The 25222-nt window shown below is 70.4% G+C and carries 29 protein-coding genes; 13 read left to right on the top strand and 16 right to left on the bottom strand.

The window, feature by feature from the left end:
• Positions 1 to 105 precede the first annotated feature (105 nt).
• Complete coding sequence (locus ASG23_RS00090) at positions 106 to 1125, bottom strand: zinc-dependent alcohol dehydrogenase family protein (protein WP_056018390.1); 1020 nt, start codon at positions 1123 to 1125, stop codon at positions 106 to 108.
• A gap of 142 nt (positions 1126 to 1267) precedes the next feature.
• Here ASG23_RS00090 and ASG23_RS00095 point away from each other — a divergent pair, with 142 nt between their 5' ends.
• The 5 genes from ASG23_RS00095 to ASG23_RS00115 all read left to right on the top strand — a co-directional run bounded on the left by ASG23_RS00095 (position 1268) and on the right by ASG23_RS00115 (position 5119).
• Entirely contained in the window at positions 1268 to 2173 is a 906-nt protein-coding gene (locus tag ASG23_RS00095; RefSeq protein ID WP_056020475.1) for a helix-turn-helix transcriptional regulator, read from the top strand.
• A gap of 15 nt (positions 2174 to 2188) precedes the next feature.
• A complete protein-coding gene (locus ASG23_RS00100; RefSeq protein WP_056018395.1) occupies positions 2189 to 2761 on the top strand; it encodes a DapH/DapD/GlmU-related protein in 573 nt (190 codons plus the stop codon).
• Positions 2762 to 2853: 92 nt separating this feature from the next.
• Complete coding sequence (locus ASG23_RS00105) at positions 2854 to 3297, top strand: cyclophilin-like fold protein (protein WP_157465453.1); 444 nt, start codon at positions 2854 to 2856, stop codon at positions 3295 to 3297.
• Between the two features lie 41 nt (positions 3298 to 3338).
• The gene (locus ASG23_RS00110) at positions 3339 to 3737 is read left to right on the top strand and encodes a (R)-mandelonitrile lyase (RefSeq protein ID WP_056018400.1); all 399 of its coding nucleotides are present in this window, start codon (positions 3339 to 3341) and stop codon (positions 3735 to 3737) included.
• Positions 3738 to 3826: 89 nt separating this feature from the next.
• The gene (locus ASG23_RS00115; protein ID WP_056020478.1) at positions 3827 to 5119 is read left to right on the top strand and encodes a cation:proton antiporter; all 1293 of its coding nucleotides are present in this window, start codon (positions 3827 to 3829) and stop codon (positions 5117 to 5119) included.
• A gap of 30 nt (positions 5120 to 5149) precedes the next feature.
• Here ASG23_RS00115 and ASG23_RS00120 read toward each other — a convergent pair whose 3' ends face one another.
• The 3 genes from ASG23_RS00120 to ASG23_RS00130 form a co-directional block, all read right to left on the bottom strand.
• Positions 5150 to 6253: a hypothetical protein gene (locus tag ASG23_RS00120; protein ID WP_056018403.1), complete on the bottom strand. Its 1104-nt coding sequence runs from the start codon at positions 6251 to 6253 to the stop codon at positions 5150 to 5152.
• A gap of 65 nt (positions 6254 to 6318) precedes the next feature.
• Complete coding sequence (locus ASG23_RS00125) at positions 6319 to 7215, bottom strand: fructosamine kinase family protein (protein ID WP_235520759.1); 897 nt, start codon at positions 7213 to 7215, stop codon at positions 6319 to 6321.
• A gap of 90 nt (positions 7216 to 7305) precedes the next feature.
• Entirely contained in the window at positions 7306 to 7845 is a 540-nt protein-coding gene (locus ASG23_RS00130) for an AAA family ATPase (protein WP_056018408.1), read from the bottom strand.
• Positions 7846 to 8002: 157 nt separating this feature from the next.
• Between ASG23_RS00130 and ASG23_RS00135 the strand changes: the two genes are divergently transcribed.
• Positions 8003 to 8362: an MmcQ/YjbR family DNA-binding protein gene (locus ASG23_RS00135; RefSeq protein ID WP_056018411.1), complete on the top strand. Its 360-nt coding sequence runs from the start codon at positions 8003 to 8005 to the stop codon at positions 8360 to 8362.
• 52 nt (positions 8363 to 8414) lie between these two features.
• On the opposite strand, the gene ASG23_RS00140 is transcribed toward ASG23_RS00135, so the two are convergent.
• Positions 8415 to 9269 carry a Gmad2 immunoglobulin-like domain-containing protein gene (locus ASG23_RS00140; RefSeq protein WP_056018415.1) on the bottom strand — a complete coding sequence of 285 codons (855 nt, stop codon included), beginning with the start codon at positions 9267 to 9269 and terminating at the stop codon, positions 8415 to 8417.
• Positions 9270 to 9471: 202 nt separating this feature from the next.
• On the opposite strand from ASG23_RS00140, the gene ASG23_RS00145 reads away from it, so the two are divergent.
• Positions 9472 to 9915: a response regulator gene (locus ASG23_RS00145; protein ID WP_056020485.1), complete on the top strand. Its 444-nt coding sequence runs from the start codon at positions 9472 to 9474 to the stop codon at positions 9913 to 9915.
• A gap of 119 nt (positions 9916 to 10034) precedes the next feature.
• The gene (locus ASG23_RS00150) at positions 10035 to 11012 is read left to right on the top strand and encodes a hypothetical protein (protein WP_056018418.1); all 978 of its coding nucleotides are present in this window, start codon (positions 10035 to 10037) and stop codon (positions 11010 to 11012) included.
• A 31-nt stretch (positions 11013 to 11043) separates the two neighbouring features.
• Here ASG23_RS00150 and ASG23_RS00155 read toward each other — a convergent pair whose 3' ends face one another.
• Positions 11044 to 11679, bottom strand: a complete 636-nt coding sequence (locus tag ASG23_RS00155; RefSeq protein ID WP_056018422.1) for a TetR/AcrR family transcriptional regulator — start codon at positions 11677 to 11679, stop codon at positions 11044 to 11046.
• 110 nt (positions 11680 to 11789) lie between these two features.
• Here ASG23_RS00155 and ASG23_RS00160 point away from each other — a divergent pair, with 110 nt between their 5' ends.
• A complete protein-coding gene (locus ASG23_RS00160; RefSeq protein WP_056018424.1) occupies positions 11790 to 12587 on the top strand; it encodes an alpha/beta hydrolase in 798 nt (265 codons plus the stop codon).
• A 2-nt stretch (positions 12588 to 12589) separates the two neighbouring features.
• A complete protein-coding gene (locus ASG23_RS00165) occupies positions 12590 to 13375 on the top strand; it encodes an SDR family NAD(P)-dependent oxidoreductase (RefSeq protein WP_056018428.1) in 786 nt (261 codons plus the stop codon).
• A gap of 134 nt (positions 13376 to 13509) precedes the next feature.
• Here the strand turns inward: ASG23_RS00165 and ASG23_RS00170 are convergent, their stop codons facing one another.
• The 6 genes from ASG23_RS00170 to ASG23_RS00195 all read right to left on the bottom strand — a co-directional run bounded on the left by ASG23_RS00170 (position 13510) and on the right by ASG23_RS00195 (position 18672).
• On the bottom strand, positions 13510 to 13971 hold the full coding sequence (locus ASG23_RS00170; protein ID WP_056018432.1) for a nitroreductase family deazaflavin-dependent oxidoreductase: 462 nt from the start codon (positions 13969 to 13971) through the stop codon (positions 13510 to 13512).
• A gap of 16 nt (positions 13972 to 13987) precedes the next feature.
• On the bottom strand, positions 13988 to 14560 hold the full coding sequence (locus ASG23_RS00175) for a dihydrofolate reductase family protein (protein ID WP_056018434.1): 573 nt from the start codon (positions 14558 to 14560) through the stop codon (positions 13988 to 13990).
• Position 14561: 1 nt separating this feature from the next.
• Positions 14562 to 14909: an ArsR/SmtB family transcription factor gene (locus tag ASG23_RS00180; RefSeq protein ID WP_056018437.1), complete on the bottom strand. Its 348-nt coding sequence runs from the start codon at positions 14907 to 14909 to the stop codon at positions 14562 to 14564.
• A complete protein-coding gene (locus tag ASG23_RS00185; RefSeq protein WP_056020488.1) occupies positions 14899 to 15330 on the bottom strand; it encodes an SRPBCC domain-containing protein in 432 nt (143 codons plus the stop codon). The genes ASG23_RS00180 and ASG23_RS00185 overlap by 11 nt, the downstream gene beginning before the upstream one ends.
• Positions 15331 to 15904: 574 nt before the next feature.
• On the bottom strand, positions 15905 to 17137 hold the full coding sequence (locus ASG23_RS00190) for a GNAT family N-acetyltransferase (RefSeq protein WP_056018440.1): 1233 nt from the start codon (positions 17135 to 17137) through the stop codon (positions 15905 to 15907).
• A 371-nt stretch (positions 17138 to 17508) separates the two neighbouring features.
• On the bottom strand, positions 17509 to 18672 hold the full coding sequence (locus ASG23_RS00195) for an epoxide hydrolase family protein (RefSeq protein WP_056018443.1): 1164 nt from the start codon (positions 18670 to 18672) through the stop codon (positions 17509 to 17511).
• A 99-nt stretch (positions 18673 to 18771) separates the two neighbouring features.
• Between ASG23_RS00195 and ASG23_RS00200 the strand changes: the two genes are divergently transcribed.
• Positions 18772 to 19374: a TetR/AcrR family transcriptional regulator gene (locus ASG23_RS00200; RefSeq protein ID WP_056018446.1), complete on the top strand. Its 603-nt coding sequence runs from the start codon at positions 18772 to 18774 to the stop codon at positions 19372 to 19374.
• Positions 19375 to 19807: 433 nt separating this feature from the next.
• On the opposite strand, the gene ASG23_RS00205 is transcribed toward ASG23_RS00200, so the two are convergent.
• Both ASG23_RS00205 and ASG23_RS00210 read right to left on the bottom strand, forming a co-directional pair.
• Positions 19808 to 20800, bottom strand: a complete 993-nt coding sequence (locus ASG23_RS00205) for an ABC transporter permease (RefSeq protein WP_056018449.1) — start codon at positions 20798 to 20800, stop codon at positions 19808 to 19810.
• Positions 20797 to 21675 carry an ABC transporter ATP-binding protein gene (locus ASG23_RS00210; RefSeq protein ID WP_056018452.1) on the bottom strand — a complete coding sequence of 293 codons (879 nt, stop codon included), beginning with the start codon at positions 21673 to 21675 and terminating at the stop codon, positions 20797 to 20799. Before ASG23_RS00210 ends, ASG23_RS00205 begins: the two co-directional genes overlap by 4 nt.
• 169 nt (positions 21676 to 21844) lie before the next feature.
• Here ASG23_RS00210 and ASG23_RS00215 point away from each other — a divergent pair, with 169 nt between their 5' ends.
• Together ASG23_RS00215 and ASG23_RS00220 are read left to right on the top strand one after the other, a co-directional pair.
• On the top strand, positions 21845 to 22498 hold the full coding sequence (locus ASG23_RS00215) for a response regulator transcription factor (RefSeq protein WP_056018455.1): 654 nt from the start codon (positions 21845 to 21847) through the stop codon (positions 22496 to 22498).
• 95 nt (positions 22499 to 22593) lie between these two features.
• The gene (locus tag ASG23_RS00220; RefSeq protein ID WP_056018458.1) at positions 22594 to 23655 is read left to right on the top strand and encodes a sensor histidine kinase; all 1062 of its coding nucleotides are present in this window, start codon (positions 22594 to 22596) and stop codon (positions 23653 to 23655) included.
• A gap of 56 nt (positions 23656 to 23711) precedes the next feature.
• On the opposite strand, the gene ASG23_RS00225 is transcribed toward ASG23_RS00220, so the two are convergent.
• Together ASG23_RS00225 and ASG23_RS00230 are read right to left on the bottom strand one after the other, a co-directional pair.
• Positions 23712 to 24083, bottom strand: coding sequence for a DUF2255 family protein (locus ASG23_RS00225; RefSeq protein WP_056018461.1), 372 nt, complete (start codon positions 24081 to 24083; stop codon positions 23712 to 23714).
• Between the two features lie 24 nt (positions 24084 to 24107).
• Positions 24108 to 25094, bottom strand: a complete 987-nt coding sequence (locus ASG23_RS00230) for an aldo/keto reductase (RefSeq protein ID WP_056018464.1) — start codon at positions 25092 to 25094, stop codon at positions 24108 to 24110.
• Between the last annotated feature and the right edge of the window lie 128 nt (positions 25095 to 25222).

Below are 25222 nucleotides of genomic sequence, written 5' to 3' on the forward strand. Positions count from 1 at the left end.
ACCTGACCCCCCGCGCGCCATACGGTTCCGGAACACCCAAGTCCGCGGCCGGCACCCACGATGGCGACGGTGGGCATGGGAGTACCTCTCGGTCGGACGGGTGGCTCAGAAGGTGAGCAGGACCTTGGTCGCGCGGCGCTCGTCCATGGCCTGGTACCCCTCGGCGGCCTTCTCGATCGGCAGAGTGAGGTCGAAGACCTTGCCCGGGTCGATCTCACGGTCCCAGATGAGCTGGATGAGCTCGGCCAGGAAGCGGCGCACCGGCGCCGGCCCACCGTGCAGGTGCACGCCGGAGAAGAACAGCTCCTGGCCGGGCAGCGACACGTCGTGCGAGACGCCGACGTAGCCGACGTGACCACCGGCCCGGGTCGCGCGGATGGCCTGCATCATCGACTCCTGGGTGCCGACGGCCTCTATGGTGCTGTGCGCGCCCAGGCCCCCGGTGAGCTCCTTGATGCGTGCCACGCCGGCGTCGCCGCGCTCGTCGACGATGTCGGTGGCGCCGAAGTCGCGGGCGAGCGCCTGCCGGTCGGCGTGACGGGACATCGCGATGATCCGCTCGGCGCCGAGCTGCTTGGCGGCGAGCACGCCGAGCAGGCCGACGGCTCCGTCCCCGACGACGGCGACGGTCTTGCCCGGGCCGACCTGGGCGGCGACGGCGGCGAACCAGCCGGTGCCGAGCACGTCGGAGGCAGCGAGCAACGACGGGATCAGGTCGTCGTCGGGCATGCCGGGTGTGGCGACGAGGGTGCCGTCGGCGTGCGGGATCCGGGCGTACTCGGCCTGGGCGCCCGGGACCGCACCGGGACCGCGGTGCACGCAGTGGGTCTGGTAGCCGGCCTGGCAGATCTCGCACGTGTTGTCCGAGGAGAAGAACGAGCCGACGACGAAGTCGCCGACCTCGACGTTGACGACGTCCGCCCCGACCTCGTCGACGACACCGACGTACTCGTGGCCCATCGGCTGGTGGTCGACGTCGTCGGCGCCACGGTAGGGCCACAGGTCAGACCCGCAGATGCAGGTCGCGGCGAGCTTGATGATCGCGTCGGTCGGCTCGACGATCGTCGGCCGCTCGGTCTGGTCGACCCGGACGTCGCCCGGGGCGTACATGACGACTGCGCGCATGGTGGTGATGCCTCTCTGTCGGGATGCGCACCAGCGAACCTCGTTCCTCCGGCGCCGGGGAGTCCCTGACGAAGGGTGTACCGCCGGTGCACCCCTCACCGTGGACTCCCTGCCCGACAGCGCCGGGCCTACCGTCGTGAGCATGGACAACAGAGCGGACGTGCGCGAGTTCCTCATGTCGCGGCGCGCGAAGGTGAGCCCCGACACCGCGGGGGTCCTCGGCGGGAGCAACCGACGCGTGCCCGGGCTACGCCGCAGCGAGGTCGCGGCCCTGGCAGGTGTGAGCGTGGAGTACTACGCCAAGCTCGAGCGCGGTGCGATCGGCGGGGCATCGGCATCCGTCCTGGACGCCCTGGCCCGTGCGCTGCAGCTCGACGACGCCGAGCGCGCGCACCTGTTCGACCTCGCCCGCGCCGCCGACGGCATCCCGTCCTCGGGCCGGCCCCGCCGTCGTGCAGCACGCCCGTCGGTGCCACGACCGAGCCTGCAGTGGACGCTGTCGGCCATCACCGACGGGGTCGCCTTCGTCCGCGACCAGCGCCAGGACCTGCTGGCGACGAACGCGCTCGGGCGCGCCTTCTACTCACCCGTCATCGGTGACGGCGGCCGACCGCCGAACCTCGCCCGGTTCCAGTTCCTCGATCCCGCGGCCCGCGACTTCTATCCCGACTGGGACCTGTTCGCGGAGATGTGCGTCGCGATCATGCGCGCCGAGGCCGGTCGCGACCCACACGACAAAGGGCTTCAGGACCTCGTCGGCGAGCTCTCCACGCGCAGCGAGACCTTCCGCCGCCTCTGGGGCGCGCACGACGTCCGCACCCACGGATCCGGGACCAAACGCTTCCACCACCCCGTCGTCGGCGAGCTCACCCTCGCCTACGAGGAGCTCGCCATCACCGCCGAGCCCGGACAGGTCCTCATGGTCTACACCGCCGAACCCGGCTCCCCGTCGGCCGAACGCCTCCGCCTGCTCGCGTCCTGGGGGGCCGACGTCGCGCACCGCGACGCGCCGGCTCGGCCGGCGACGGGTACCACGCCCTCCCTCTGACGACAGGACCAGCAGATGAACCTCGACGACTTCCTCGACCGCGTGCGGACCGGAGCCGTCATCGAGGGCGGCTCCGCGGAGCACGCCTTCCTGATCGAGTCCGCCCAGGACGCGCTGCGGGTCTCGGCCGAGCTGAACAGCGGCTACCGCACGCCCGGCGAGGTCAGGGACCTGCTGTCACGGCTGACGGGTCGCACGGTGCCGGAGTCGGTCACGCTCTTCCCGCCGTTCCACTGCGAGTTCGGCAAGAACCTCACGCTCGGCGACGACGTCTTCATCAACATGGGCTGCACGTTCCAGGACGCCGGCGGCATCACCATCGGGGACGGCACGCTCATCGGCCACGGCAGCACCGTGGTCACCCTGAACCACGCGATCGACCCCGCCCGTCGTGCCGACATGGTCCCCGCACCGGTCGTCATCGGCCGCAAGGTGTGGCTCGGCGCGGGTGTCACGGTCGTCCCAGGCGTGACGATCGGCGACGGGGCGGTCGTCGGCGCGGGTGCCGTCGTCACCAAGGACGTGCCCGCGAACGCCATCGTGGCCGGCGTCCCCGCCCGGGTGATCCGGATGACGGGCGCCGCATGACAGCGACGACACACCACGGCCTCGTCGGTCTCGCCCTGACCCTCGCCCTCACCGCATGCACCGCCGCACCTGATCCGACAGGACCGCCGACCATGACCCCACCGCCCGCCGAGCAGACCCCGACCGTCGCGCCCTCACCGAGCGGCACGCCAGGACCGGCCGCACCGACCGGGGAGACGGCCGTCCTCGTCTCGATCGGGAGCACCACGCTGCAGGGCCGGCTCTGGGACAACCCGGCCGCACGCGACCTGGCCGCGCGCCTGCCACTGACCCTGACGTTCGGCGACTACAACGCCGTCGAGAAGACGGCGCGCCTCGACCCGCCCCTCACCATGGCCGGCATGCCCGCCGGCGACGACCCGAACCCGGGCGAGATCGGCTTGTACGCGCCGTCCTCGGTCCTGGTCCTGTACTACGGCGACGTCGGGTACTGGAATGGGATCGCCCGCCTCGGCAGCTTCGACATCAGCGGCACCGAGCTGCTCGCCGAGGGCCCGCAGGACGTCACGGTGAGCATCGCGCGCGCCGACGGCTGAGACCGCACCGACCCCACCCGATTCCCAGGAGGACGACCGCGATGGAGCTCACGAGAAGCGGCGGCGAGACGGCCGCCGGACCCGAGGACTGGTTCACCGGCACCGTGCACATCGACGGCATCCGCACCCCCGACGACCGGTCCGCCATCGGCTGCGCCCACGTGCGGTTCGCGCCGGGCGCACGCACCGCGTGGCACCGGCACCCTCGGGGGCAGACCCTCTACGTCACCGACGGCATCGGTTACGTCGCCACCCGCGGCGGCGAGGTCCAGGAGATCCGCCCCGGCGACGTCGTCTACATCGAGCCCGACGAGGAGCACTGGCACGGGGCCACCCCCGGCCGGTTCATGGCGCACGTCGCCCTCCACGAGGCCGACGAGCACGGCCAGGTGGTCACGTGGCTCGAGCACGTGACCGACGAGGACTACGACCAGGCGTGACCTGAGCCGGCAGAAGAGACAAGGGAGCGTCCACCGCGCCGGGGGGCGCTCATCGGGCCCGACCGTCGGCTCGCCCGTACGGTGTGCTCGTGCTTGCTGTCGACGGCCCAGCCGCGATCTTCCTGGCGGTCGGCCTGGCCACGTTGGCTGCGGCCGTGCTCCCGCGCTTGCTGCGCCGTGCGCCGATCTCGATGCCGGCCGTGTTCCTCGCGACGGGCGCTCTGGGCTTCTTGCTGCTCCCCCAGCTCCCCGACCCGAGCCCGACCGCCCATCCCGAGATCGCGCTCCACCTGACAGAGATCTGTGTGATCGTCTCCCTGATGGGCGCTGGCCTCGCGATCAACCGCCCGTTCGCGTGGCGCACCTGGGGCTCCACCTGGCGGCTGCTGGCGATCACCATGCCGCTGTCCATGATCGCGGTCGGGGTGATGGGGTGGACGGCTCTCGGCCTCGGTGCCGCGAGCGCCATGCTGCTCGCCGCGGCGCTCGCCCCGACCGACCCGGTACTGGCGACCGAGGTCCAGGTGAGCGAACCCGTCGACGAGCCTGGGACGCAGGATGACGAGGCCCGCTTCGCCCTGACCTCGGAGGCGGGCCTCAACGACGGCCTCGCCTTCCCCTTCACCTATGCCGCGATCGCCGTCAGCCTCTCGGGGTTGGCGCCCGGGGGCTGGCTCGGCCGCTGGGTGCTGCTGGACGTCGTGTGGCGACTGAGCGTGGGAGTCGCCATCGGGTTCCTCGTGGGTTGGCTGCTCGGCCGGCTGTTCTTCTCCTCCTTCGCAGAGCGGCTGCGGATCACCGAGCACACGCAAGGCTTCGTGGCGCTCGCGGCGACCTTCCTCGCCTACGGCCTGGCCGAGGTCGCGGAGGGGTACGGGTTCGTCGCGGTCTTCGTCTGCGCGGTTGCCCTGCGCGGGACCGAGCGCGAGCACGAGTACCACAAGGTGCTGCACTCCTTCGTCGAGCAGATCGAGCGGCTGCTCACCGTGGCGGTGATCGTGCTGGTAGGCGGGGCGGTCGCGCGCGGGGCGTTCACCGAGCTCGGCTGGGCAGAGGTGGGAGTCGTTCTGGCCTTCCTGCTGGTGGTCAGACCGCTCGCTGGATGGGTCGCGCTGCGCGGGGGCCGGACCGGGCCGCGTGAGCGTGCGGTGATCTCGTTCTTCGGCGTGCGAGGAGTCGGGTCGCTGTTCTATATCGCCTACGCCGTCCAGGAGGGCGATTTCGCGGACGCCGACCGGCTCTGGGCGATCGTCGGCCTCGCGGTCGTCGGGTCGGTGCTGATCCACGGGGTGGCGGCGACCCCGGTCATGCGCTCGCTCGACCGCCGGCGCGAGCGACGCGCCGCGGCGGTGGGCGACGCCGCCGCCGAAACTCCCGTCTGACGCAGCGCGGCAGCGCCACCGCCGGCGCGATCAGGACGGGTCTACCTGCCACGTGTCGTCGAGGCGGTGCCATCGCTGGTGCGGCTCGGTCGCGGGTGGTGGGTCGGTGAGCCAGTAGGTCTCGTCCGGGTTCCAGCCGGCCAGGACGGAGCTGATGTCTCCTTCGACGACTGCAACTGGTCGACCGGCAGTCGTGAGGTAGCCGGCCGTGGTCACATGGACGGCGTCGAACTCCTCGGCCACGCGTACCCAGTCAGGGATCACCCAACGGTCGGCAGCACCGGTGGTGCGGAACCAGTCGTGACGCCGTGACGCGGTGACCTCGAGCGGGAACCGGCGGCACAGCTCGGACCACGCCTCGGGCCCGTCCACCTCGTAGACGCTCGCCCCACCCGGGACGTCGATCGATCGCACCGTCGCCCGCTCCCAGTCGTAGGCGTCCTCGACCAGCCAGAGGCCGACAGGCCCGTGCGCGCCGAGGCGGCGCGTGGTTCGCGTCAGGTCGCGCGGTGGCGTTGACCACCACGTTCCGCTCCAGGCAGCGCGGGGATCAGCGGGTCGTTCCCGCAGCGCACGGGCTTCCTCCTCGACGGCACCGTCTCGCCAGCGAGACAGGGTCCGGGTCGCAGCCTGGGCAATGGGCGTCCTCGAGGCCGGGTCGTCGAAGACCACACTCAGCTGCGACGTCCACTCGATCGGTGTCGCCCACCACCCGGCCAGACCGGAAGCCGCGATGGAGGCGGCGACCCGCGCGAGCGAGGTCCGCACCTCTGGGGTCGCGGCGAGCACGTCCTCACCGTCGGGCTCCTGCCAGTAGCGCGCGTTGTCGACCGCTGCCCTCAACGCGACGAGCAGGACGTCGGGGTCGAGCCCGTCCAGGGGCATCCCATTCAGGAGGCGTGCGACGTCCGCGGGCGTGGGGCTCGGATCAACCTCGTCCGGTTCGTCGGCTGACGCGCGCAGCATCACCCGAGCGGTGCCCGCACCCGGATCGAGCTGGTGCGCCGAGAAGAAGGCCGCGCGGAGGTACTCGTCTCCTTCCGGCGTGGGCGTCGCACGCGCGAAGGACGCTGCTGTCTCCAGGCACAGACGTCGCCCACGCGGTCCAGTCATGAGGTCGCCACGGTCGATCACGAACTCACGGTAGGGGCGCCGGCGGCACCGTCGTCACCGGCCGCACGACTGCGGTGAGCAGGCGTCTACGCGCCCGGGGCGGTCGATCGCCGCCGGAACGGCGCCAGAATCGCGCGCGCCATCTCCGCGTGCCCCCAGTCGGGCTCGAACTGCGCGACAACCGCCAGGTTCTGCCGGAGATAGAGCAGCGGCATCCGCTCGCGCCACCCCCCGTCGAGGCCCGTGACCTCGGCGTACACGTCGAAGAACCGGTCCGACTCCGGTGGCCGCGGCTCGCACCAGAGCATCGCCACGTCGACCTCCGCCCACGTCCGGGACACGGCAGGGTCGACGAGCACCGGGTCACCGTCCGTCGTCGCGACCACGTTCGAGGACCAGAGGTCGCCGTGCGTCAGGCACGCCGGACGGTCCGGCAGGAGCTCCGGCAGCCGGGCGCACAGGTGCTCAAGGGCATCCCGGTCAGCCTCGTCGAACGCACCACGCACGCGCGGCTCGGGCAGCCAACGCAGCAGGCGACGGCGCGCGAAGAACTCGAACCCGTCGTCCTCCCACGTGTTGTCCTGCGGCTCCAGGCCGAGCCACGTCGTGCGGTGCCACCCGAACCCGGGGCCGGCGGTCGACGTGTGCAGGTGGGCGACGTCGTGCGCGAGCCGCTCCCAGAAGTCGGGGGTGTCGGTGCGCGGCGCCATCGCCTCGAGGACCAACAGGTCAGGCGTGACCAGGTGCACGTCGGGCGTCCGGATGCCGCCGAGCTCCCGCAGCGACTGCAGGCCGTCCGCCTCGGCCGCGAACATGTCGTCCTGACGGCTCTGCACGGCTGTCTTGGCGAACACGGGAGGCGCCGACGTGCTGTGCGCCAGACCGGCCGCGTGCACGACTCCGCCGTGCAGCTCCTCGACGCGCGTCACGTCGGTCAGGCCTGCGTCGTGGAGGCGGTGGCGCAGCAGGTCGGGCGTCGTCACGCCTGCCACCGTAGCCGGGACGTGCTGCGCCATCCGGACGTCGTCTTCCATCTCGACAGCAGGGGGTTGCGCACAGTAGATGTCGAGACGCTAGGAGACCGAGGGAGGCCAGCGTTCCCGGCGCCACTCGTCCCAGGTGGCATAGTCCGCCGGTGCCGTGTCCACCGGTTCGCTACCGTCGAGCTCGCCCGGGGTCGGGATGGTGAAGGTGGCTGCGTACGCCGCGAGCTCGTCGTCGGTCATGCTCCACGTCGTGTCCGCGGCCTCGGCAGAGCGCCGGTCCAGTCGTCTGCGCTGCTCCTCCGCCGTGAGTGTGAAGTAGCGCATCTCCACTCGCGCACCGACATCCGCTGCTGCCTGCCGAAGCGCAGATCGCTCATCCCGGCCCCACAGCCCGAAGTCGAGAACGACGCTGACGCCCAGCTCGAGTGCGCGCAGCGCGATCGCGATGAGCCGTCCTTCGATCACATCCGAGGCGGACGACGGGTTCGCAAGCCCGTAGAGGGCCTTGATCCACTCGTCCTTCGTCAGACGAAGCGCGTCCTGCTCGACCTCGATGCGCCGCGCTTCTGTGGTCTTCCCGGTTCCTGGCAGTCCTACTGTCAGGAAGAGCGTGGGTTGGATCGTCATCGCCTCCCCGATCTGAGCGGTGACCGCATCATCGCGTCCACGACCAGCACCACACCGATCCGACACTCACCACGATTCCGCACCGCCGTCGACGGCAGGGTTGCCGACGGAGCCACCCGCGGGCCTGCGTCTTTGAGCGGTGTGTGAACATGAGGCCATGGCGGTCCTCGAGGATGTCCGATCGCTGGGCACCGAGCTGGAGCGGTCATATCCGGTCTACGTGCGCGGCCGGTTGAAGTTCCGCGTCAAGCAGATCGTCTATGTCGCGTTCTCCCTCGACGAGCGAGTCATGGGCTTCGCTTTCCCCAGGGAGGAGCGCGCAGCGCTCGTGGCGAGCGACCCGATCAGGTTCCAGCTGCCAAGCGAGTCCGACCTGCGGTTCAACTGGGTGCACGCCGACCTCGCTGCCCTTGATCGGCCCGAGGCGCGCGAGCTCGTCGTCGACGCCTGGCGCATGGTCGTCCCGCAGAGGATCTCCCGGGCCTACGATCTCGCCCATCCTGCCGGGCCCGGCTGAGCCTGAGCAGAGGACCACAGCGGCGCCGAAGTCTCCGGGAGGCTGGAGGCGTTCAGGACACCGTGATGGACTTGCTGTCGCTCATCGGAGTGCCCGCCTCGCCGTCCGATGGGTCCGACTCGCTGATGACGACGGTGTACTCACCAGGCTCCAGCTCGAGCACGAACTCGTACGGCGCGAAGACCTGACCCTCAGCCGTCGTTGTGAAGCCCGCCTGCACCTCGGTACCTGCGGCGTCGAGCACCGACCAGAGCAGGTTCGCCTCGAACACCGCGGCATCCCCGCTGACCGTCGCGGGCGACGTCACCGTCGCACCCTCCTGCGGCTCGTCGACCTGCACCAGGAGACGCACGTCCAGGGGGTCCTCGCGGGTGACCGGCTCGTCCCACACCACGGCTCCCCAGAGCTCACCGGCCGGCTCACCCTCGATCGTCAGCATCACTGGCATGGCCTCGTCGCCCGCGGCGTCGGTCGCGGTGTACACGAGCTGCTGGATCATCAGCGCCGCCCCCGCCGAGCCGATGCTCGCGGTGCGGGCATCGTCGCTGAGGTCGACCGACAGTGCGCCTCCGGCGATGTCGATGCCGAGCACGGTGGTGGACGGGTTCCACGGTGTGGAGTAGTCAGGGTCGCTGGGCCCGGCGATCATCCGCTCCACCGCGAGCCGGACGGCGTCGTCCGGGTCGACGTCGGCCGCCTCTCGGGCCAGCCTGAGTCCGGCACGGGTGTCGAGCAGGTAGTAGACCCACGTGTTCGACGGTGCCGCGGTCGGCTCCGGGCTCTGTGTCGGCTCGGCCGTCGGTGCGGTGGTCGCCGGCTCCGTCGGTCCCGACGTCGGCTCGACCTCGGGGCGCACGCACCCGGTGAGCAGGACGAGCAGGACGAGAAGAGCTCCGGTGCGGCGCATCTCTGGGCCTTCCTTCTGGACCGCGGCCTCCTGGCCATGGTCGCAGCAGCCGTGCGGCGCCGCTACCGGGCACGGAGGGCCGTCGACGACGGTGAGGAGTCGCCTCACTGCGCGCTCAAATGTGCGGGCCGCCAGTCTCTTTGACCCGAGAGGGGCCTTACGTCCTGAGCGACCCCCTCCACGGAGCCTCATCATGGTGTCCATGCACCCCATGCCCGCCAGCTCAGTCCTGCTCGTCGAAGATGACCCGGGCGACCAGATGCTGGTCCGTGAAGTCTTCGAGCACCACGGGCTCGGGGCAGCACTCGCCACCGTCGACGACGGCGAGGAAGCGCTCGACTACCTCTACCGGCAAGGCCCTCACTCCTTGGCGAGCCGCCCATCGCTGATCCTTCTCGACCTGAACCTGCCGAAGGTCAACGGTCGTGAGGTCCTGGAGAGGATCAAGGCGGACCCCGAGCTGGCCTCGATTCCGGTGGTCGTACTCACCACGTCGGACGCCGAAGAAGACATCGTGCGCATGTACTCCGCGCACGCGAACGCGTACGTCCCCAAACCGATCGACTGGGACCAGTTCACCGCCGCAGTGCAACACATCACCGGCTTCTACCTCGAGATCGCCCGGCTGCCTGCCCCTGTCGCCTGAGCCGCCCGAGGAGGCCGGGCGCGACCGACGCACCGAGTTGCTCGCCGGCCAGTGTGGTCGTGGCCAGGCCGTCACTCTGAGCGTCGACGTCCTCGTGAGGTCGCAGCTAGCGTGGAGCGATGGCAACGGACCAGCGCCTGCTCACCTGGCTGCTCGACTCCGATCCCGCCCTCCGCTGGCAGGTGGAGCGGGATCTGGCGGGCGCCCCGCCCGAGACCTGGGAGGCGACCCGGGCCCGGGTCGCTACGGAGGGCTTCGGCGCCGAGCTGCTCTCGAAGCAGGACGCGGACGGTCAGTGGGCAGGCGGCGCGTACTTCCCCGCCGGATTCTTCGGGAGTGCCGAAGCCGATGAGCCGGGCCAGCCGTGGACCGCGACGACCTGGGCGCTGAAGGACCTGCGTGAGTGGGGCCTCGACGCCTCCGTGCTGACCGGGACGGCCGAGAAGCTCGCGGCGAACAGTCGCTGGGAGTACGACGACCTGCCGTACTGGGGGGGCGAGGTCGACGTCTGCATCAACTCCTACACGCTCGCGACCGGGGCGTGGCTCGGCGCCGACGTCTCAGCTCTTGCCGCATGGTTCCCCACCCACCGCCTCGCCGACGGAGGCTGGAACTGCGAGGCCGAGGAAGGCCGCTCGACACGCTCCTCGTTCCACTCGACCCTCAACGCAATACGCGGCACGCTCGCCTATGAGCGGATCACAGGCGACACCAGCGTCCGCTCAGTCCGGCACGCCGGCGAGGAGTACCTGCTCAGCCGGCACCTGCTGTACCGGGCGACCACGGGCTCGCCCGTCGGTGACTTCGTTGCGCACTTCGTGTTCCCGAACCGGCACCGGTACAGCGCGCTCATGGCGCTGGATCACTTCCGCGACGCCGCGCTGCTCGACGGGACGCCTCCCGATCCGCGTCTCGCCGAAGCCGTCGATGTCGTGCGCGCCGCGCGCCAGCCGGACGGCACCTGGCTGCAGGGCGCTCCCCTGCCCGGCCGTACGTGGTTCGACGTCGATGTCCCCGAGAGTGAGTCGTCGCGGTGGCTCACCCTGATCGGAGCACGGGCGCTCGACTGGTGGGACCAGGATCCGGCTCGAACCTAGTCAGAGCCCGCCGATGCTCGGCGGCGCCGCATCAGGCAAAGTGCCGCGGCTCCCGCCAGCTCGTCGCGAAACCGCTGGTGGTCTCTACGCCGTGCGAGGGGAGCCCGTCGTCGATCAGCTTCTCCCACGCCTGCAGGAAATCGGCGCTCAGCCGGTCGTTGACGTCGAGCGCGCCCGACACGACCGCGCCGGTGCGGACCATCATGAGCTGCTGCGCGGCCGTGACGGGGTCCCGGTGGTCGAGCCGTCGCAGGAGCTCCTCAAGCCGCTCGACCACCCAGCGGCGGATCTCGCCGGCGTGCAGCCGGGCAGGGTGCGAACCGGTGAACTCGGCGGACGCGTTGATGAACGGGCAGCCGCGACTGATCCCGGCGAAGTCGTCGCGGGTCAGGGCGGTCGCCAGCTCGGTGAGCGCCGCGCGGGGGTCGTCCGGGTGTGCCGCGATGATCCCGTCGACCTGGGCGTGGTCGTGGTCAGCTCGACGCGACAGGTACGCCGAGACCAGGTCGTCCTTGGACGGGAAGTGCCGGTACAGGGTCACGCGCGTGACGGCCGCCTCCTCGACGATGCGCTGGATGCCGACCGCGTGGATGCCCTCGTCGTAGAACAGCCGGTCGGCCGTCGCCAGGATGCGCTCCCTGGCTTCGGAGATGCGGCGGACGGTCATGCACCCACTCCTTCGCTCAGATCCCTTCCCCCGGACCGAGGGATGGCTCTACGGTAAGCGCCAGGTAGGTAGATCGATCGGTCTACCTACGACGCGAGGGAGGAACCCCCATGACCACGAGCCCGCCCGTCCTGTTCATCCATGGTCTCTGGCTGCACGCGCGGTCCTGGGACGACTGGATCGACCACTTCTCCAGCGCGGGGTACGAGGCGTCCGCCGTCGGCTGGCCCGGCGACCCGGACTCGGTCGACGAGGCGCGGGCACACCCGGAAGCCATCGCCGACCACGGCATCGACGACGTCGTCGCGCACCTCGCGTCCGTCATCGCCGAGCTCGGCACCAAGCCGATCCTCGTCGGCCACTCCTTCGGCGGCATGATCGCGCAGAAGCTCCTGGGCGCCGAGCTCGCCGCAGCCGCGGTCGCCATCGACGCTGCCCAGATCAAGGGCGTGCTTCCCCTGCCCCTGTCGGCCCTCAAGGCGACCCTGCCGGTGTTCAAGAATCCCGCCAACCGGCACCGCGCCGTCTCGCTGACCGCCGACCAGTTCCGGTTCGCCTTCGGGAACGCGATCCCGGCCGAGGAGTCGGACGCGCTCCACGAGCGCTGGACCATCCCCGCCCCCGGCCGGCCGTTGTTCGAGGCCGCGGCCGCCAACTTCGACCCGCACTCCCCGGCCAAGGTGAACACCGGCAACGAGGGCCGCGGGCCGCTGCTGCTGATCTCGGGCGGTCGCGACCACACCGTCCCGGAGGCGGTCACCAAGGCGACCCTGAAGCAGTACCGCCACAGCGAGGCGACCACCGACCTCCTCGACTTCCCGGACCGCGGCCACTCGCTGACCATCGACCACGGCTGGCGCGACGTCGCCGACGCGTCACTGGCCTGGCTCAAGGACCAGGGGATCTGACGGTGGATCTCCACCTGGAGGGGAGGACGGCCGTCGTCACGGGCGCCAGCAAGGGCATCGGACTGGCCATCACCCGCGCGCTGACCGCGGAGGGGGCGTCCGTCGTCGCAGGCGCGCTGCGCGGCAGCAGCGAGCTCGACGAGCTGAGCCGCACCGCTGACGTGCACCCCGTGTCGGTCGACCTGACCGCGCCCGACGGCCCGGCGCAGCTCGTCGCCGCCGCGGTCGACCGGTTCGGTGGCGTCGACCTCCTGGTGAACAACGTCGGCGCCGTCCGCCCTCGCCTCGACGGCTTCGTGGCACTCACCGACGACGACTGGGAGTGGGCGCTGACCATCAACTTCCTGGCGGCCGTCCGCACCATGCGTGCCGCCATCCCCGCCATGTCCGGCCGGCCCGGGGCGAACATCGTCACCATCAGCTCCGTGAACGCCTTCCTGCCAGACCCTGGGGTCATCGACTACAGCGCCGCCAAGGGGGCGCTCACCAACCTGTGCAAGTCGCTGTCCAAGGAGCTCGGCCCGGACATCCGCGTCAACACGATCAGCCCGGGTCCCGTGCGGACCGACCTCTGGCTCGGCGCGGGCGGCGTCGCGGCAACCGTGGGGGGCGCCGCCGGGACCGACCCCGCCGACGTCGTCCGTCAGCAGGAGGCCGCCGCGGCGTCCGGCCGGTTCACCACGTCTGCCGAGATCGCCGACCTGGTGCTCTACCTGGCCAGCGATCGGGCGGCGAACATCACGGGGAGCGACATGGTCATCGACGGAGGGCTGATCACCACGCTGTGACCGCCGCCTGCCCTCGGAGCGCCTCGTGCGCCGGCCACATGAGTGCCACGGCCTTCCGCAGTGACGAGGCGTCCCACGCGACGAGCCGACTGGCGTCTCCTTAAAGGTGTTCGCCGCCTCCGCGCCACTCCATCTCAGGTTTCAGATGCTGTCGGCGGAGCCGGACGCGTCGGCGAGAGCTGCTCGTGTTGGCGGGTCAGGATGAACACGGGGATCTGCCGCGCGATCCCTGCCTGCAGGTCCCCGAGTCTCGGGACGTCCGCGACCAGCATCGGCCACAGCGTCGCGCGTGCGGTGCCGTGCAGCTCCTCAGCCAGGACCGTGAAGGTGTCGGCCCCGAGCTCGACGGTGATCAGAGGGTTGGCCTTGAGGTTGTAGTACCAGTCCGGGTGTCTGTCCGATCCCCCGTTGGAGGCGACGATCGCCCATCGGTCGTCGTCGACGGGAAAGCAGCTCAGCGGTGTGGTCCGCTCCACCGCGGACCTGGCACCGATCTGGTGGATCAGGATCACGACGTAGCCGGCCCACGACCCGCCGAGGCGACCGTTGCTCGCGCGGAACTCCTCGATGATCGCGGCGTTGTATTCGTCGTCCATGCGAGCTGTTCCAGACTCAGCCAAGCTCGTAGCTCAGGCTGAGACGGCCGTCGGCAAGCTGTTCGACCTTCCGCAGCTCGAGTCCACGACGAACGGGCGTCGCGAAAAGGGCAGTCCCTTCACCTGCGATCAGCGGATAGACAAGGAGTCTGAGCTCGTCGACAAGCCCGGCGTCGATCAGGCTCGCCGTGGTTCGAGCTCCGCCGACGAGGTAGATGTCCTTCCCCGACTGCCGCTTGAGGGAGTCGATCTCGTCGAGCGTCGTCACGAAGTTCGTCTGTGTCCATTGCGCCGAGGCCACGCTGCCAGACAGCACGTAGTGAGGAGTCTGCGCAGCGAAGCGCGCCCACTCGACCTCGCCCTGGGTCGGTACCTCCCCGCTGAGCGGGTGGCGCTTGGTCGGCTCGTTCTGGATCTCGGTCCAGTACTGCTCGTAGGTCGGATACATGCCCCCTCCAAGCAGGCACGCGTCCACCTGTGGCGTGAGGCCGAAGTCCTCCGACCAGCCGTCTACCCAATCAGCAACCCCTTCAGGTCCCGCCACCTTTCCGTCCAGAGACAGCTTCATTCCGCCGATCAGCTTCCGCATGTCACGACTCCTTGTCCTTCTCGCTCTCGAGGTGGTCCATCAATGCTTCGAGCCGGCCGTCCCAATCGCTGGCGAGCGCCGCCAGGAACTGTTGTGCGACCCGCATCGGCGCGGACCGCAGCCGATACCGCACCCTGCGCCTCTCGCCCGGCTCGGCCGTCACCAGACCGGCCTCTGCCAACAGAGCGAGATGCTTGGCGATCGCCTGACGCGTGATCGGGAGGCGATCGGCCAGGTCCGTCGCCGTGGCAGGACCTGCAGCGGCCAACGTCGCCAAGATGCCGCGCCGGGTCGGGTCGGCCAGTGCGACGAAGACCTGTTCGGCCACCGACTCCTGGTCAGGCGGCATCGAGGAACTCGATCAGTTCGCCTAGCTCAAGCGCCCAGCCCTTGACGTTGCCCTCGTACGCCCTCCGGTAGGCCCCGTCCGGTAGCTGGGCGAAACCGGACTCGACCACCGTCAGCCGCGTGCCCGTTCCGTTCGCTACCAGGGTGAACTCGACATAGGTGCGTCGCGGGTCGTCACCCGGCAGCCCAAAGACCTGCCAGGTGAAACCGAAGACTTTCGGCTCCTCGACACGTTCGACTCGGAAGTCCTGCCTCTCGCCGCTCGTCCAGGTCATCCGCCCCGGCCCCCCGGGTCGCAGGTCGAGCGTCGCCTCGTCGCCGAACCACGCTCCCAGACCCTCGGCCGTCGTGAGTGCCCCCCACACCTTGGCCGGCGGGTGAGCGATCTCTACGGTCCGCTCGATCCGATCCGGGAATCCCATCGCGCCCTCCATGCACTAGCAACCATTGAGTTGCTATGGACGGTAGCGCAACTGATAGGTTGCGTCAAGGACGCCGGCGGCGGGCCGGCATCACGGTCAATCTCCCCGCACGTGAGCACGCCCCGCACCGCGAGCGATGTCGCCGACGAACTACATGCTCGCCACGACGAGCGACGCGAGATCCGGGCTGCCCGAGGATCACCACCAGGCGGCCGAGCTGGCGTACGCCTGGTACGCGAGGCCCGGCCGGGCCCGACGGAGACAGGCCTCGAGCCCCCGCCCTCTGCAGCACGAGCTCGAAGCGCCGCCTTCTTCACCAACCCGAGGGGACACCCCACAGCCAGGCCGGGAACCGCCGTACGGGGCGCTTCCGAGCTCGGCGTCGGAGCCGCGACGAGACTGGCACCTCTTGGTGTCGAGACGCAGGACAGATTGCCCGGCTGCGAGCGCACTCCTTGACCGAATGCCTCGCGATGAGCGTGCTCGTCCAATGACACCGCCTCCACCTGGCGGGCTCTCGCGGCCGGCTCCCCGACGTGGTCCTTGCCGCCGAGTAGCGATGTAGCCGCCGGGTTCACCAGGGGAGGTAGTAGGTGAGGAGGTCGGCGGTGACCGGCGGGAACAGGGCACCGAAGAACTCGGCGTCCGGTGCGTAGACGTCGGGGTAGAGGCGCTCGAGGCCCTGGATGCCGAACTGACCGAGGAGCAGCGCCGGAAGGCGGTCCGGGGCCACGCCCGCGCCCTTGGCGACGCCGGGCGCCTGCATGGGGCCGCCGACCTCGACGGGGCCAAGCCCGGCGTCCGTGGTCCACGGCAGCCGGTAGTGGCGGCCGAACGTCGAGATCACGACGTCCCGGCCGAGCCCGGCGGCGCGCAGTCGCGCCGTGAGCACCGGGCGCAGCGCGTCCAGCGCCAGCTCGGGGCGCTCCAGCCGCGCGTAGTACTGCGTCGCGTCGGTCCCGCCCGGCTCGAGGAGGTCCGCCCAGGCCCGTCCCGGCGTGGTGAGCGGCCGGTGCACGATCGTCAGCGGCTCGCCGAGCCCGCGCAGGGCGTCGAGGAGGTCGTGCGCCGCCGCCGTGTCCGCCGCGGCCGCCTCCGCGATGAGCAGCCCCTCGTCCGGGGGTCCCGTCCGCGCCGACGCGACGACGATGCCGTCGCGCTCGAGGACCCGCATAGTGCTGCCCTCGTGCGCGAGCAGCCAGCGCCAGCGCTCCTCCGGGTGCGGCATCGCCACGTCGTACGGGGCCTGGGCCGCCTCCTGCAGCGCGACGAGCGCCGGGATGTCGGCCGTCGTCGCCTCGCGGAGGACCGATCCGGCCGGCGCGTCGCGATGGGCCGACGCGGGCTCGCCGGTCCCGGACCCGGGTGACGGCGACTCGCGCAGCGCTCGTGCCCGGGGGATGTCGATCGCGTACTCGTAGCCGAAGAGCCGGTAGAAGTACGGGATCCCGATCATGACCTGGACCAGGTGCCCGCGGTCGCGCGAGCGGTCGTGCGCCCAGCCCATCAGGGCACGGACCAGGCCCCGGCCCTCGTACCCGGAGTCGGTGGCCACCAGCTCGACCTGACCCGCCAGGAGCACGACGTCGCCGACCCGGACCGTCTCGTCGAGCAGCGTCGCGGTCGAGACCACGCGGTCGCCGTCCACCACGACGGCGCACGCGTCCCAGCCGAGCTCGCCCTCCACGACGAGCCGGTGGTCCAGCGCATCCGGCTCCTCGCCGCGTTCGACGAGCAGCGTCCCGATCTGGTCGAGGTCGGACGGTCGGGCTGTGCGGAGCTCGAGCCCGCCGGGCGTCGTCGTCATGGTCCGCAGCCTCGCCCTCTCCCGGTGCCGGGTCCAGCCGATTGTCGGACCTGGCCTCGACGAGGCAGCCGGATCTGCTGTTCCTGGTCTACTCCTGACCTGCGCCCTCTGGCGACGGTCGCCGAACGGTCGGCCGGGCCGGGTCCGCGCTCCACGTCCGTGAGACCCACACAGTGCGCATCGAGTCGATGTACGCCTGAACCACCACCGGACCATCGCTCTTGCGGCTCGGTGTCAGGTGCGGTGGGAGGCGTCACACATGGTTTGTCATCGACACCGTGGCGCCGGGCGGACCTCGTGCCTTGCGGCTCGACGGAGCGTGTTCGTCCTGTGCGTGTACACGCCGTCCTCCGCACATCATCGGGAGGCACTCATGAGGCGCGGAGGCCCCTCAGGCCGGTACGCAGTTCGCTGACGAGGATCTCGGGCTGCTCGAGAGCAGCGAAGTGTCCACCCCTGTCGGCGAGGCCGACGTGGATCAGGTTGCTGTACGCGGCCTCGATCCAGCTTCTCGGCAACCGCGGGATGTCTCGCGGGAAGACGGTCACGGCGACCGGCAGCGTGAGCTTCGGACCGGCCATGGTCGCCGATCGGTTCTCCCAGTAGATCCGGGCGGACGACGCCGCACTGTTGGTGAACCAGGAGAGCGATATCGCATCCAGCATGGTGTCGATGCTGAGCGTGTCCTCGGCGAGCCCACGGTTGTCCGTCTTGGACTGGAACTTCTCGTAGATCCAGGCCGCCTGGCCGGCAGGCGAATCCGCCAGTGCGAACCCGACAGTCGCCGGCTTCGTGGCCTGCAGGTGGTTGGACCCGCCGAGCGGGCCGGCGTAGAGGGCCAGGCCGTCCACCGCGTGGCGCTCTTCGGGAGTCAGCGTCTCGGGAACGTGCTCCGGGAATGCGTATGGCGTGCTCAGGTGAATTCCGAGGAGACCCTCAGGTTTCATCGCGCCTAGGACCGTGGTGATGGCAGCCCCCCAGTCGCCGCCATGGGCCGACCAGGACCGGTACCCGAGTCGGTGCATGAGCTCCGTCCACGCTCCGGCGATGCGGGTGACGTCCCATCCTGCGTCGGTCGGCTTGCCCGAGAATCCGAATCCCGGGAGGGACGGGATGACGATGTCGAAGGAGTCCGTGGCATCCCCTCCGAACGCGACGGGATCCGTGAGCGGCCCGATCAACCTCAGGAAGTCCGCGATCGACGTCGGCCATCCGTGCGTCAGGAGCAGGGGCAGCGCGTCGGGGTTCGCGGACCTGACATGGAGGAAGTGGATGTCGAGGCCGTCGATCGTGGTCAGAAACTGAGGGAAGGAGTTGAATCCGGTCTCGAAGCGGCGCCAGTCGTACTCGTGCTCCCAGTACGAGACGAGCGATCTGGCGTTCTCCACGGGGACGCCCTGCGACCAGTCGCGGACCGTCTCCCGATCTGGCCAGCGGGTCCGGGCAAGCCGTTCCTTGAGGTCATCGACCTCCGCGTCCGGGATGGCGACGCGGAACGGGCGGATGTCGGCGGGTGCAGGACTGGATGCGGTCATCGTCTGTCTCCCGTCGGCTGTGGTGCACGCGCACCGACCGGCGTTGCACACTGGTGTGCAACCTAGGCGCATTGCACACCGGTGTGCAACCATGAGGCCGTGCAGAACGAACCCTCCGGTCCTCGTGGCGGTGACACCCGGGAGCGACTCCTCGACGTGGCGATCGAGGTCCTCGGGACGACCCCGGACGCGCGCATGGGCGACGTGGCCTCGGCCGCTGGGGTGGTCAGACGGACCGTCTACGGCTACTTCCCGACCCGGTCCGACCTCCTGGTGGCACTTGCGCGACGCGCCGTGAGCGAGATCGCCGCGGTCCTCGCCGAAGATGCACCCGTCGGCAAGGCGGCCGACGTGGCGTGGGCCGACTTCATCGCCCGCCTCTGGCCGATGACACACCGCTACCGGGTGCTCGTGGTCCTCCGGCGCGGTGAGTTCGGAGAGGGCATCCACGCCCTTCTCGGAGACGTCGAGCAGTCACTTGCTGACCTGGTCGAACGGGGTCAGCGCAGTGGGGCGTTCGGGCGACACCTTCCCGCGGGCGTCCTCAGCCAGGCGGCCTGGTCGGCGGTGTTCACCATCGCCGACGACGAGCTGTCGCGGATGGAGCTCGACGTCTCCGCGGTGATCCTGACCAGCCTGCTCATGCTGGGCGTTCCAGAATCACGCGCGAAGGTTCTGGCCGAGCAGGCGGGTCGGGCCTGAGCCGAGGAACGTGGGTCGATCGAACTTGTAGGGGCAATGGTGGGGTGGTCGGGCCTACCTCACGGACTAGTGGTGGACCAGGACAGATCGGGTAGTCAGATGTCGAGATGCAGGACAGATTGACCGCGGCTGTGCGGCGAGCTTTGACCGGTCGGCCCGGCCGGCCCGGTCCGGTCAAAGTACGGAGCGATCGCCCCCGACGTCGAACGCGTCGTCCATCTCGAGAAGGCGGTCGTCCGGGAACGGCTGAAGGTTCGCGCGCGCGACGAGTACCTCTGAGCCCGTTTCGACGCCCTGCGCAACCGGTCGGACCGCTGGTGCTCGATGACCCGCGCGGCAACCGGATGACGATGAAGCGCGCCTACGTCGCACGCGGGACCTCACCGTCAACACGCAAGAACGGGCTGCTCCATCGATGCCGGAGCCCGGACCGTCAGACGCGCCGGATCCAGAGGAAGCCGAACCCGGCCAGCACGAGTGCGAGGCCAATGAACAGGGACAGCTCGAGCCACTGGAATGTCCAGTACCGGCCCGCCGGATGGTGGGTGTACTCGAAGTGCAGGTCCTGCGCGACGACGCAGGCGTCGCCGCCCTCGACGTCCTCGGGAAGAAGGCAAGGCCTCGCGTCCTCGCCCGTGTAGGAGGAGCCGTCCGCCTTGGACAGCGGTGCCGAGAAGTCCAGCGACCAGCTCCCGTCGGCGACGTATCCCTGCAGGTCGAAGGTGTCGTCCTCGTTCAGACGCATCCCGACCCCGCTGTTCAGGACAGCGGCGTCGACGGCGACGGTCTGCGTGACCGCCGGTACGAGGTGCTGTCGCACGGCCGTCGGGACCAGGAGCTGGACGGCCGCGAAGACGACGAGGGTGACCGCCATGGCCGGCAGGGTGCGCCGAAGCACCATGCCGGCGACGCTGCCCAGGACGAATGCGAACAGCGCGTACCCGATCGGCACGATATTGCGCGAAGCAAAGCTCAGGGCCAGGAAACGCCCACCGACCACCTGGTCGTACCGACTCACGCTCGATGTCAGCAGGAGGCTGAACAGGCCGGTCACCGCGGCGCCGCACAGGCCGACGACGAGGAGCTTGACCGCCAGCCACCGAGCGCGCGTGATGCTCTGGTTCCACACCAACCGGTCGGTGCGCTGCTCGAGCTCCTGGGCCACCAGCGGTGCGCCCCAGAAGACGCCGATCAGGCCGGGGACTGCGAGCAGCAGCACCATCGCGACCGAGATCGTGTCGTCGAAACCGGCCCGAATGTCCATCCGCGCGAGGTGGCACGCCTGGCCCTCGCAACCGGCGATCCGCTCGCCGTAGAAGCGCCGGATCGCGCCGCCCAGAAAGACAAGATAGATCGCGAGCGCCGCCAGCGCGCCTGCTGCGACGAGGAGCTGCGCACGGGCCTGCCGCCAGGTCAGCCAGGTCATCGGACCGCCTCCTTAGCGGGTGCCGGGACCGCCGTCGTGGCCCGGGTCAGGTAGGCCAAGGTCAGGTCCTCGAGGTCGACCGGCTCCGCCCCGGCGGGCGGCCGCATGGAGCGGACGATCATGGCGGACTCGCCGCCGCTGGTCTCGGCATGGATCACCTCGGCCCCGGCCGGCAGCTTGAGCTCCTCGCCCGGGCGACGGGTGATGCGGTGGTGGGCGTCGAGCAGGTCCACGACGTCGCCGGCGAGCTCGGTGCGGCCGTCGGCGAGCACGACGAGGTGGTCGCAGACCTGCTCCACGTCACCGAGCAGGTGCGACGACAGAACGACACCCACCCCGAGCTCGTCGACGAAGTCGAGCAGGTCGCGCAAGAAGGCGCGTCGCGCGAGCGGATCCAGCGCGGCCACCGGCTCGTCGAGCACCAGCAGCTCGCCTCGCTTGGCCGCGGCGATCGTCAGCGCCAGCTGCGCCCGCTGACCGCCCGAGAGCGATCCGGCGCTCTGCCGAGGGTCCAGCCCGCGCTCGCGTGTCCGCCGCACCGCGAACCCGTTGTCCCACCGGGGGTTCAGCCGCGCGCCGAGCACCAGGTGCTCAGCCACGGTCAACCGGCCGTAGACCGGCGCGTCCTGGGCGACGAACCCGACCCTGGCCAGCTGGTCGGCGGCGGCGGCGGGCCGACGCCCAAGCACCTCGATGCTCCCGCTCGTCGGCCCGATCATGCCCGACATCAGCCCGAGGAGCGTCGACTTGCCGGCTCCGTTGGGCCCGACCAGGCCGACGATCCGGCCGTGCGGGATGGTCAACGTGCAGTCGTCGAGTGCGAGATGGCGGCCATAGCGCTTGCTGAGCGCGGTCGTACGGATTGCCACAGTCATTGGTCTCCCCGCCTTCTTTCCTGGGCTCGTGCTCTCAGTGACACTTCTTAGACGGGGCACGGTCACAGCACGGTCCGTGCGGCTGTGACCGGACCGTGACGGGTCGGTCGGTAGCGTCGGCCCGAGCGGCCGGTCGAACGGCCGGTCGCTCACGCGGAGGAGAGTTGTGATGCGGGTGCTCGTGGTCGAGGACCAGCCCGACCTGGCCGACTCCGTCGCGCGGGTGCTCAGGCGCGAAGGCATGGCCGTCGACGTGGCGTACGACGGCGGGTCGGCGCTGGAGCGGGCGACGGTGGTCCCGTATGACGTGGTCGTGCTGGACCGTGACCTGCCCGTGGTGCACGGGGACGACGTCTGTCGCACGCTTGTCGACGGCGGATCGACGAGCCGCGTGCTCATGCTGACCGCCTCGGGCACCATCGCGAGCCGGGTGGAAGGGCTCGGACTGGGAGCAGACGACTACCTCCCCAAGCCGTTCGCGTACGCCGAGCTGGTCGCCCGGATCCGAGCGCTCGCCAGACGCTCGCAGCCGGCCGCGCCGCCTGTGCTGACGCACGGTGACCTGCGCCTCGATCCGGCACAGCGGACCGCGTCGCGCGCCGGGGCCCGTCTGCCCCTCAGTCCGAAGGAGTTCGCCGTGCTCGAGTACCTGATGACCTGTGGCGGCCGGGTCGTGTCCGCCGAGGAGCTGCTCGACCGGGTCTGGGACGAGGCGACCGACCCGTTCACCACGACGGTGAAGGCCACGGTCAACCGGCTCCGGGCCAAGCTCGGCGACCCGCCGGTCATCGAGACGGCGTCCCGAGCCGGATACCGGATCTGACCGTGCAGGTCGAGAGGCGGAAGCGGTCGAGAACGTGGTTCGGAAGGCATCCCCTGCGGCTCCGACTGACGCTGCTGTACTGCCTCGTCTCAGTCATGTCGAGCGCGGCCCTGCTGGGAATCATGTGGGCGCTGGCCGAGACCCTGGACGACTGGGGTCCGCCCGACGTGGCCGACGTGGCCGACGACAGTCCGCTACCGCTCCCGGAGATCTCCGAGCTCGACGCGGGCGGTCTGCTCGCCGACCGGGTGGAGCAGCCGCTGATCGCGCTCGCCATCATGGCCGTGATCTCGCTGCTGCTCGGTTGGCTGATCGCCGGCCGTGTGCTCCGTCCGGTGCTGACCATGACCCAGGTGCTGCGTCAGATCTCCGACCGCAACGTGCACGAGCGGCTTGCCCTGCCCGGTCGCCGCACCGAGCTGACGGACCTGGCCGACACCGTCGACGGCCTGCTCGGGAGGCTGGAGACGACGCTCGACGCGCAGCGCGGGTTCGTCGCCAATGCAGCGCACGAGATGCGGACCCCGCTCACTGTCGAGCGCGCGCTGCTCGAGGAACCGCTGATCGACCCGGCAGCAGGTCTGGACTCGTTCCGGTCGAACTTCGCCCGGCTCCTGGTGATCAGCGAGCAACGCGGACAGCTGCTGGAGTCGCTGCTCACGCTGTCCAGCAGCGAGCAGGGCCGCGGCGCCGACGAGCAGGTGGACCTCGCGGCCCTCGTCGAGCTCGCGCTGCGTGAGCGGGCGCCCGAGGCTGCGCGGCACGGCCTGGAGGTCACGACATCGCTGCGGCCTGTGCGGATACCCGGCGATCCGGTGCTGCTCAGCCGGCTGGTGGTCAACCTCTGCGACAACGCCATCCAGCACAACGTGCCAGGCGGCACCGTCGAGGTCGCCGTCCGCCGCACGATCGGTTCTGCGGTGCTCGCCGTCGCCAACACCGGCGAGGCCGTCCCCGCGGACCAGGTCGACCGTCTGTTCGAGCCGTTCCAACGGCTGCACCGCGCCGCCAGCGACGGCCACCACGGCCTCGGCCTCTCGATCGTGAACGCGATCGCCCGTGCCCACGGCGCGACGGCCATCGCCTTCCCGCGGCCCCAGGGCGGTCTTGTCGTGGAGGTGACTTTTTCTTTCGGGACGACGCCACCTGACACGTGAGCAAGCCCGAGAGTGCCGGTACCGCGTCTTGGCGGCAACCTGGGCGGTACGAGCGATCAGCGTCGCGAGATTCGAACGGTGGCCGACCTGGGTCCGGATCCCTGCATGATCGGCACGGCGGAGCTGCCCGGGTACTTGGCCTCGTAGGCGGAATCGATCACGGCTTCGTCGGCCTCGGTCGCCGACTCGAACGTGACGTCGAAGTCCTGGCCGCCGACGCGCACCCGACCGGCCTGCTGTGCGATCGCGGCCCGATACCAGCGTGATTGCGGACCGTTCGCGGCGCGGACGTAGACGTCGCCGTCCACGACGAGAGCCCAGGTCTGGGTGGGGGTGCCGTAGGTGTGGCCGTCGGGGCGGAACGGGGAGGCGAACAGGTCCTGGTTCTGCTCGATGACGGCGACCTCCTCGGCGGTCCAGTGCGTCACGGTGCCCTCCTGTGGTGTTCGAGGTCAGTGGTCGATCGAGGCCATGTTGGCCTCGTCGTGCCGCTCACCGGCGGCGGGCTCGAGGTTGTCGAGGCGGTGCAGCTGTGCCGGGGTCAGCTCGATGGCGTCGGCGGCGGTGTTCTCTTCAACCCGGGACACGCGGCGGGTGCCGGGGATCGGGGCGATGTCCTCGCCGCGGCTCAGCAGCCAGGCCAGCGCGGTCTGTGCGGGCGTGGCGCCGTTCTCGGCGCCGATCGCCCGCACCTCGTCGACGATCGCGAGGTTGCGCGCGAAGTTCTCGCCGGTGAAGCGGGGGTTGGTCTTGCGCCAGTCGTCGTCGGCGAAGTCGGCCACGGTGCGGATCTGCCCGGTGAGCAGGCCGTGGCCAAGCGGGGAGTAGGGCACGAACCCGATGCCGAGCTCACGCAACAGCGGCAGGATCTCTGCCTCGACGTCCCGTGTCCACAGCGAGTACTCGGTCTGCAGAGCGGTGAGCGGGTGCACGGCGTGCGCGCGGCGGATGGTGTCCGCACCCGCCTCGGACAGGCCGATGTATCGGATCTTGCCCTCGGTGACGAGGTCGGCCAGCGCCCCGACGGTGTCTTCGATGGGCGTGGCCGGGTCGATGCGGTGCTGGTAGTACAGGTCGATGTGGTCGGTGCCCAGCCGGCGCAGGGAGCCCTCGACGGCGGCCCGCACGTTGGCGGGACTGCTGTCGGTCACGCCGGGGACCGGCTCGCCGCCCGTGTGCTGGACGAGCCCGAACTTGGTCGCGATGACGACCTCGTTGCGTCGGCCCCGGACAGCCGTCCCGACGAGCTCTTCGCTGTGGAACGGTCCGTAGATCTCGGCGGTGTCGATGTGGGTGACGCCCAGGTCCAGCGCGCGGTGGATCGTGCGGATCGACTCGGTGTCGTCCAAGGCGCCTTCGCTGGTGTACGTGCCGGCCATCGTCATGGCGCCCAGCCCGATGCGGGAGACCTCGAGGTCTGCCAGGTGTGCGGTCTTCATGAAGGTGACTCCTTGTCGTGAGGTTCAGGCCGAGCGGTACGAGCCATGCAACCCGCCACGAGAGAGGCGAAGAAGTCACTGCTGGAAGGTGTACCGACAGCCCACCCCAGGGCCGACCGGCCGGTCGT

Origin of the sequence: Cellulomonas sp. Leaf395 (assembly GCF_001424125.1) — a bacterium.
In the GTDB taxonomy this organism is placed as follows: Bacteria; Actinomycetota; Actinomycetes; order Actinomycetales; family Cellulomonadaceae; genus Cellulomonas.

What these genes read in the sequence shown, in the direction of transcription:
- ASG23_RS00205 (WP_056018449.1), bottom strand. Translation starts at nt 20,800, where the DNA reads ATGACCTGGCTGACCTGGCGGCAGGCCCGTGCGCAGCTCCTCGTCGCA.
- ASG23_RS00090 (WP_056018390.1), bottom strand. Translation starts at nt 1,125, where the DNA reads ATGCGCGCAGTCGTCATGTACGCCCCGGGCGACGTCCGGGTCGACCAG.
- ASG23_RS00185 (WP_056020488.1), bottom strand. Translation starts at nt 15,330, where the DNA reads ATGGGATTCCCGGATCGGATCGAGCGGACCGTAGAGATCGCTCACCCG.
- ASG23_RS00195 (WP_056018443.1), bottom strand. Translation starts at nt 18,672, where the DNA reads ATGACCGCATCCAGTCCTGCACCCGCCGACATCCGCCCGTTCCGCGTC.
- ASG23_RS00150 (WP_056018418.1), top strand. Translation starts at nt 10,035, where the DNA reads ATGGCAACGGACCAGCGCCTGCTCACCTGGCTGCTCGACTCCGATCCC.
- ASG23_RS00130 (WP_056018408.1), bottom strand. Translation starts at nt 7,845, where the DNA reads ATGACGATCCAACCCACGCTCTTCCTGACAGTAGGACTGCCAGGAACC.
- ASG23_RS00230 (WP_056018464.1), bottom strand. Translation starts at nt 25,094, where the DNA reads ATGAAGACCGCACACCTGGCAGACCTCGAGGTCTCCCGCATCGGGCTG.
- ASG23_RS00105 (WP_157465453.1), top strand. Translation starts at nt 2,854, where the DNA reads ATGACCCCACCGCCCGCCGAGCAGACCCCGACCGTCGCGCCCTCACCG.
- ASG23_RS00135 (WP_056018411.1), top strand. Translation starts at nt 8,003, where the DNA reads ATGGCGGTCCTCGAGGATGTCCGATCGCTGGGCACCGAGCTGGAGCGG.
- ASG23_RS00215 (WP_056018455.1), top strand. Translation starts at nt 21,845, where the DNA reads ATGCGGGTGCTCGTGGTCGAGGACCAGCCCGACCTGGCCGACTCCGTC.
- ASG23_RS00170 (WP_056018432.1), bottom strand. Translation starts at nt 13,971, where the DNA reads ATGGACGACGAATACAACGCCGCGATCATCGAGGAGTTCCGCGCGAGC.
- ASG23_RS00100 (WP_056018395.1), top strand. Translation starts at nt 2,189, where the DNA reads ATGAACCTCGACGACTTCCTCGACCGCGTGCGGACCGGAGCCGTCATC.
- ASG23_RS00160 (WP_056018424.1), top strand. Translation starts at nt 11,790, where the DNA reads ATGACCACGAGCCCGCCCGTCCTGTTCATCCATGGTCTCTGGCTGCAC.
- ASG23_RS00155 (WP_056018422.1), bottom strand. Translation starts at nt 11,679, where the DNA reads ATGACCGTCCGCCGCATCTCCGAAGCCAGGGAGCGCATCCTGGCGACG.
- ASG23_RS00175 (WP_056018434.1), bottom strand. Translation starts at nt 14,560, where the DNA reads ATGCGGAAGCTGATCGGCGGAATGAAGCTGTCTCTGGACGGAAAGGTG.
- ASG23_RS00190 (WP_056018440.1), bottom strand. Translation starts at nt 17,137, where the DNA reads ATGACGACGACGCCCGGCGGGCTCGAGCTCCGCACAGCCCGACCGTCC.
- ASG23_RS00180 (WP_056018437.1), bottom strand. Translation starts at nt 14,909, where the DNA reads ATGCCGCCTGACCAGGAGTCGGTGGCCGAACAGGTCTTCGTCGCACTG.
- ASG23_RS00110 (WP_056018400.1), top strand. Translation starts at nt 3,339, where the DNA reads ATGGAGCTCACGAGAAGCGGCGGCGAGACGGCCGCCGGACCCGAGGAC.
- ASG23_RS00145 (WP_056020485.1), top strand. Translation starts at nt 9,472, where the DNA reads ATGCACCCCATGCCCGCCAGCTCAGTCCTGCTCGTCGAAGATGACCCG.
- ASG23_RS00095 (WP_056020475.1), top strand. Translation starts at nt 1,268, where the DNA reads ATGGACAACAGAGCGGACGTGCGCGAGTTCCTCATGTCGCGGCGCGCG.
- ASG23_RS00210 (WP_056018452.1), bottom strand. Translation starts at nt 21,675, where the DNA reads ATGACTGTGGCAATCCGTACGACCGCGCTCAGCAAGCGCTATGGCCGC.
- ASG23_RS00220 (WP_056018458.1), top strand. Translation starts at nt 22,594, where the DNA reads ATGTCGAGCGCGGCCCTGCTGGGAATCATGTGGGCGCTGGCCGAGACC.
- ASG23_RS00140 (WP_056018415.1), bottom strand. Translation starts at nt 9,269, where the DNA reads ATGCGCCGCACCGGAGCTCTTCTCGTCCTGCTCGTCCTGCTCACCGGG.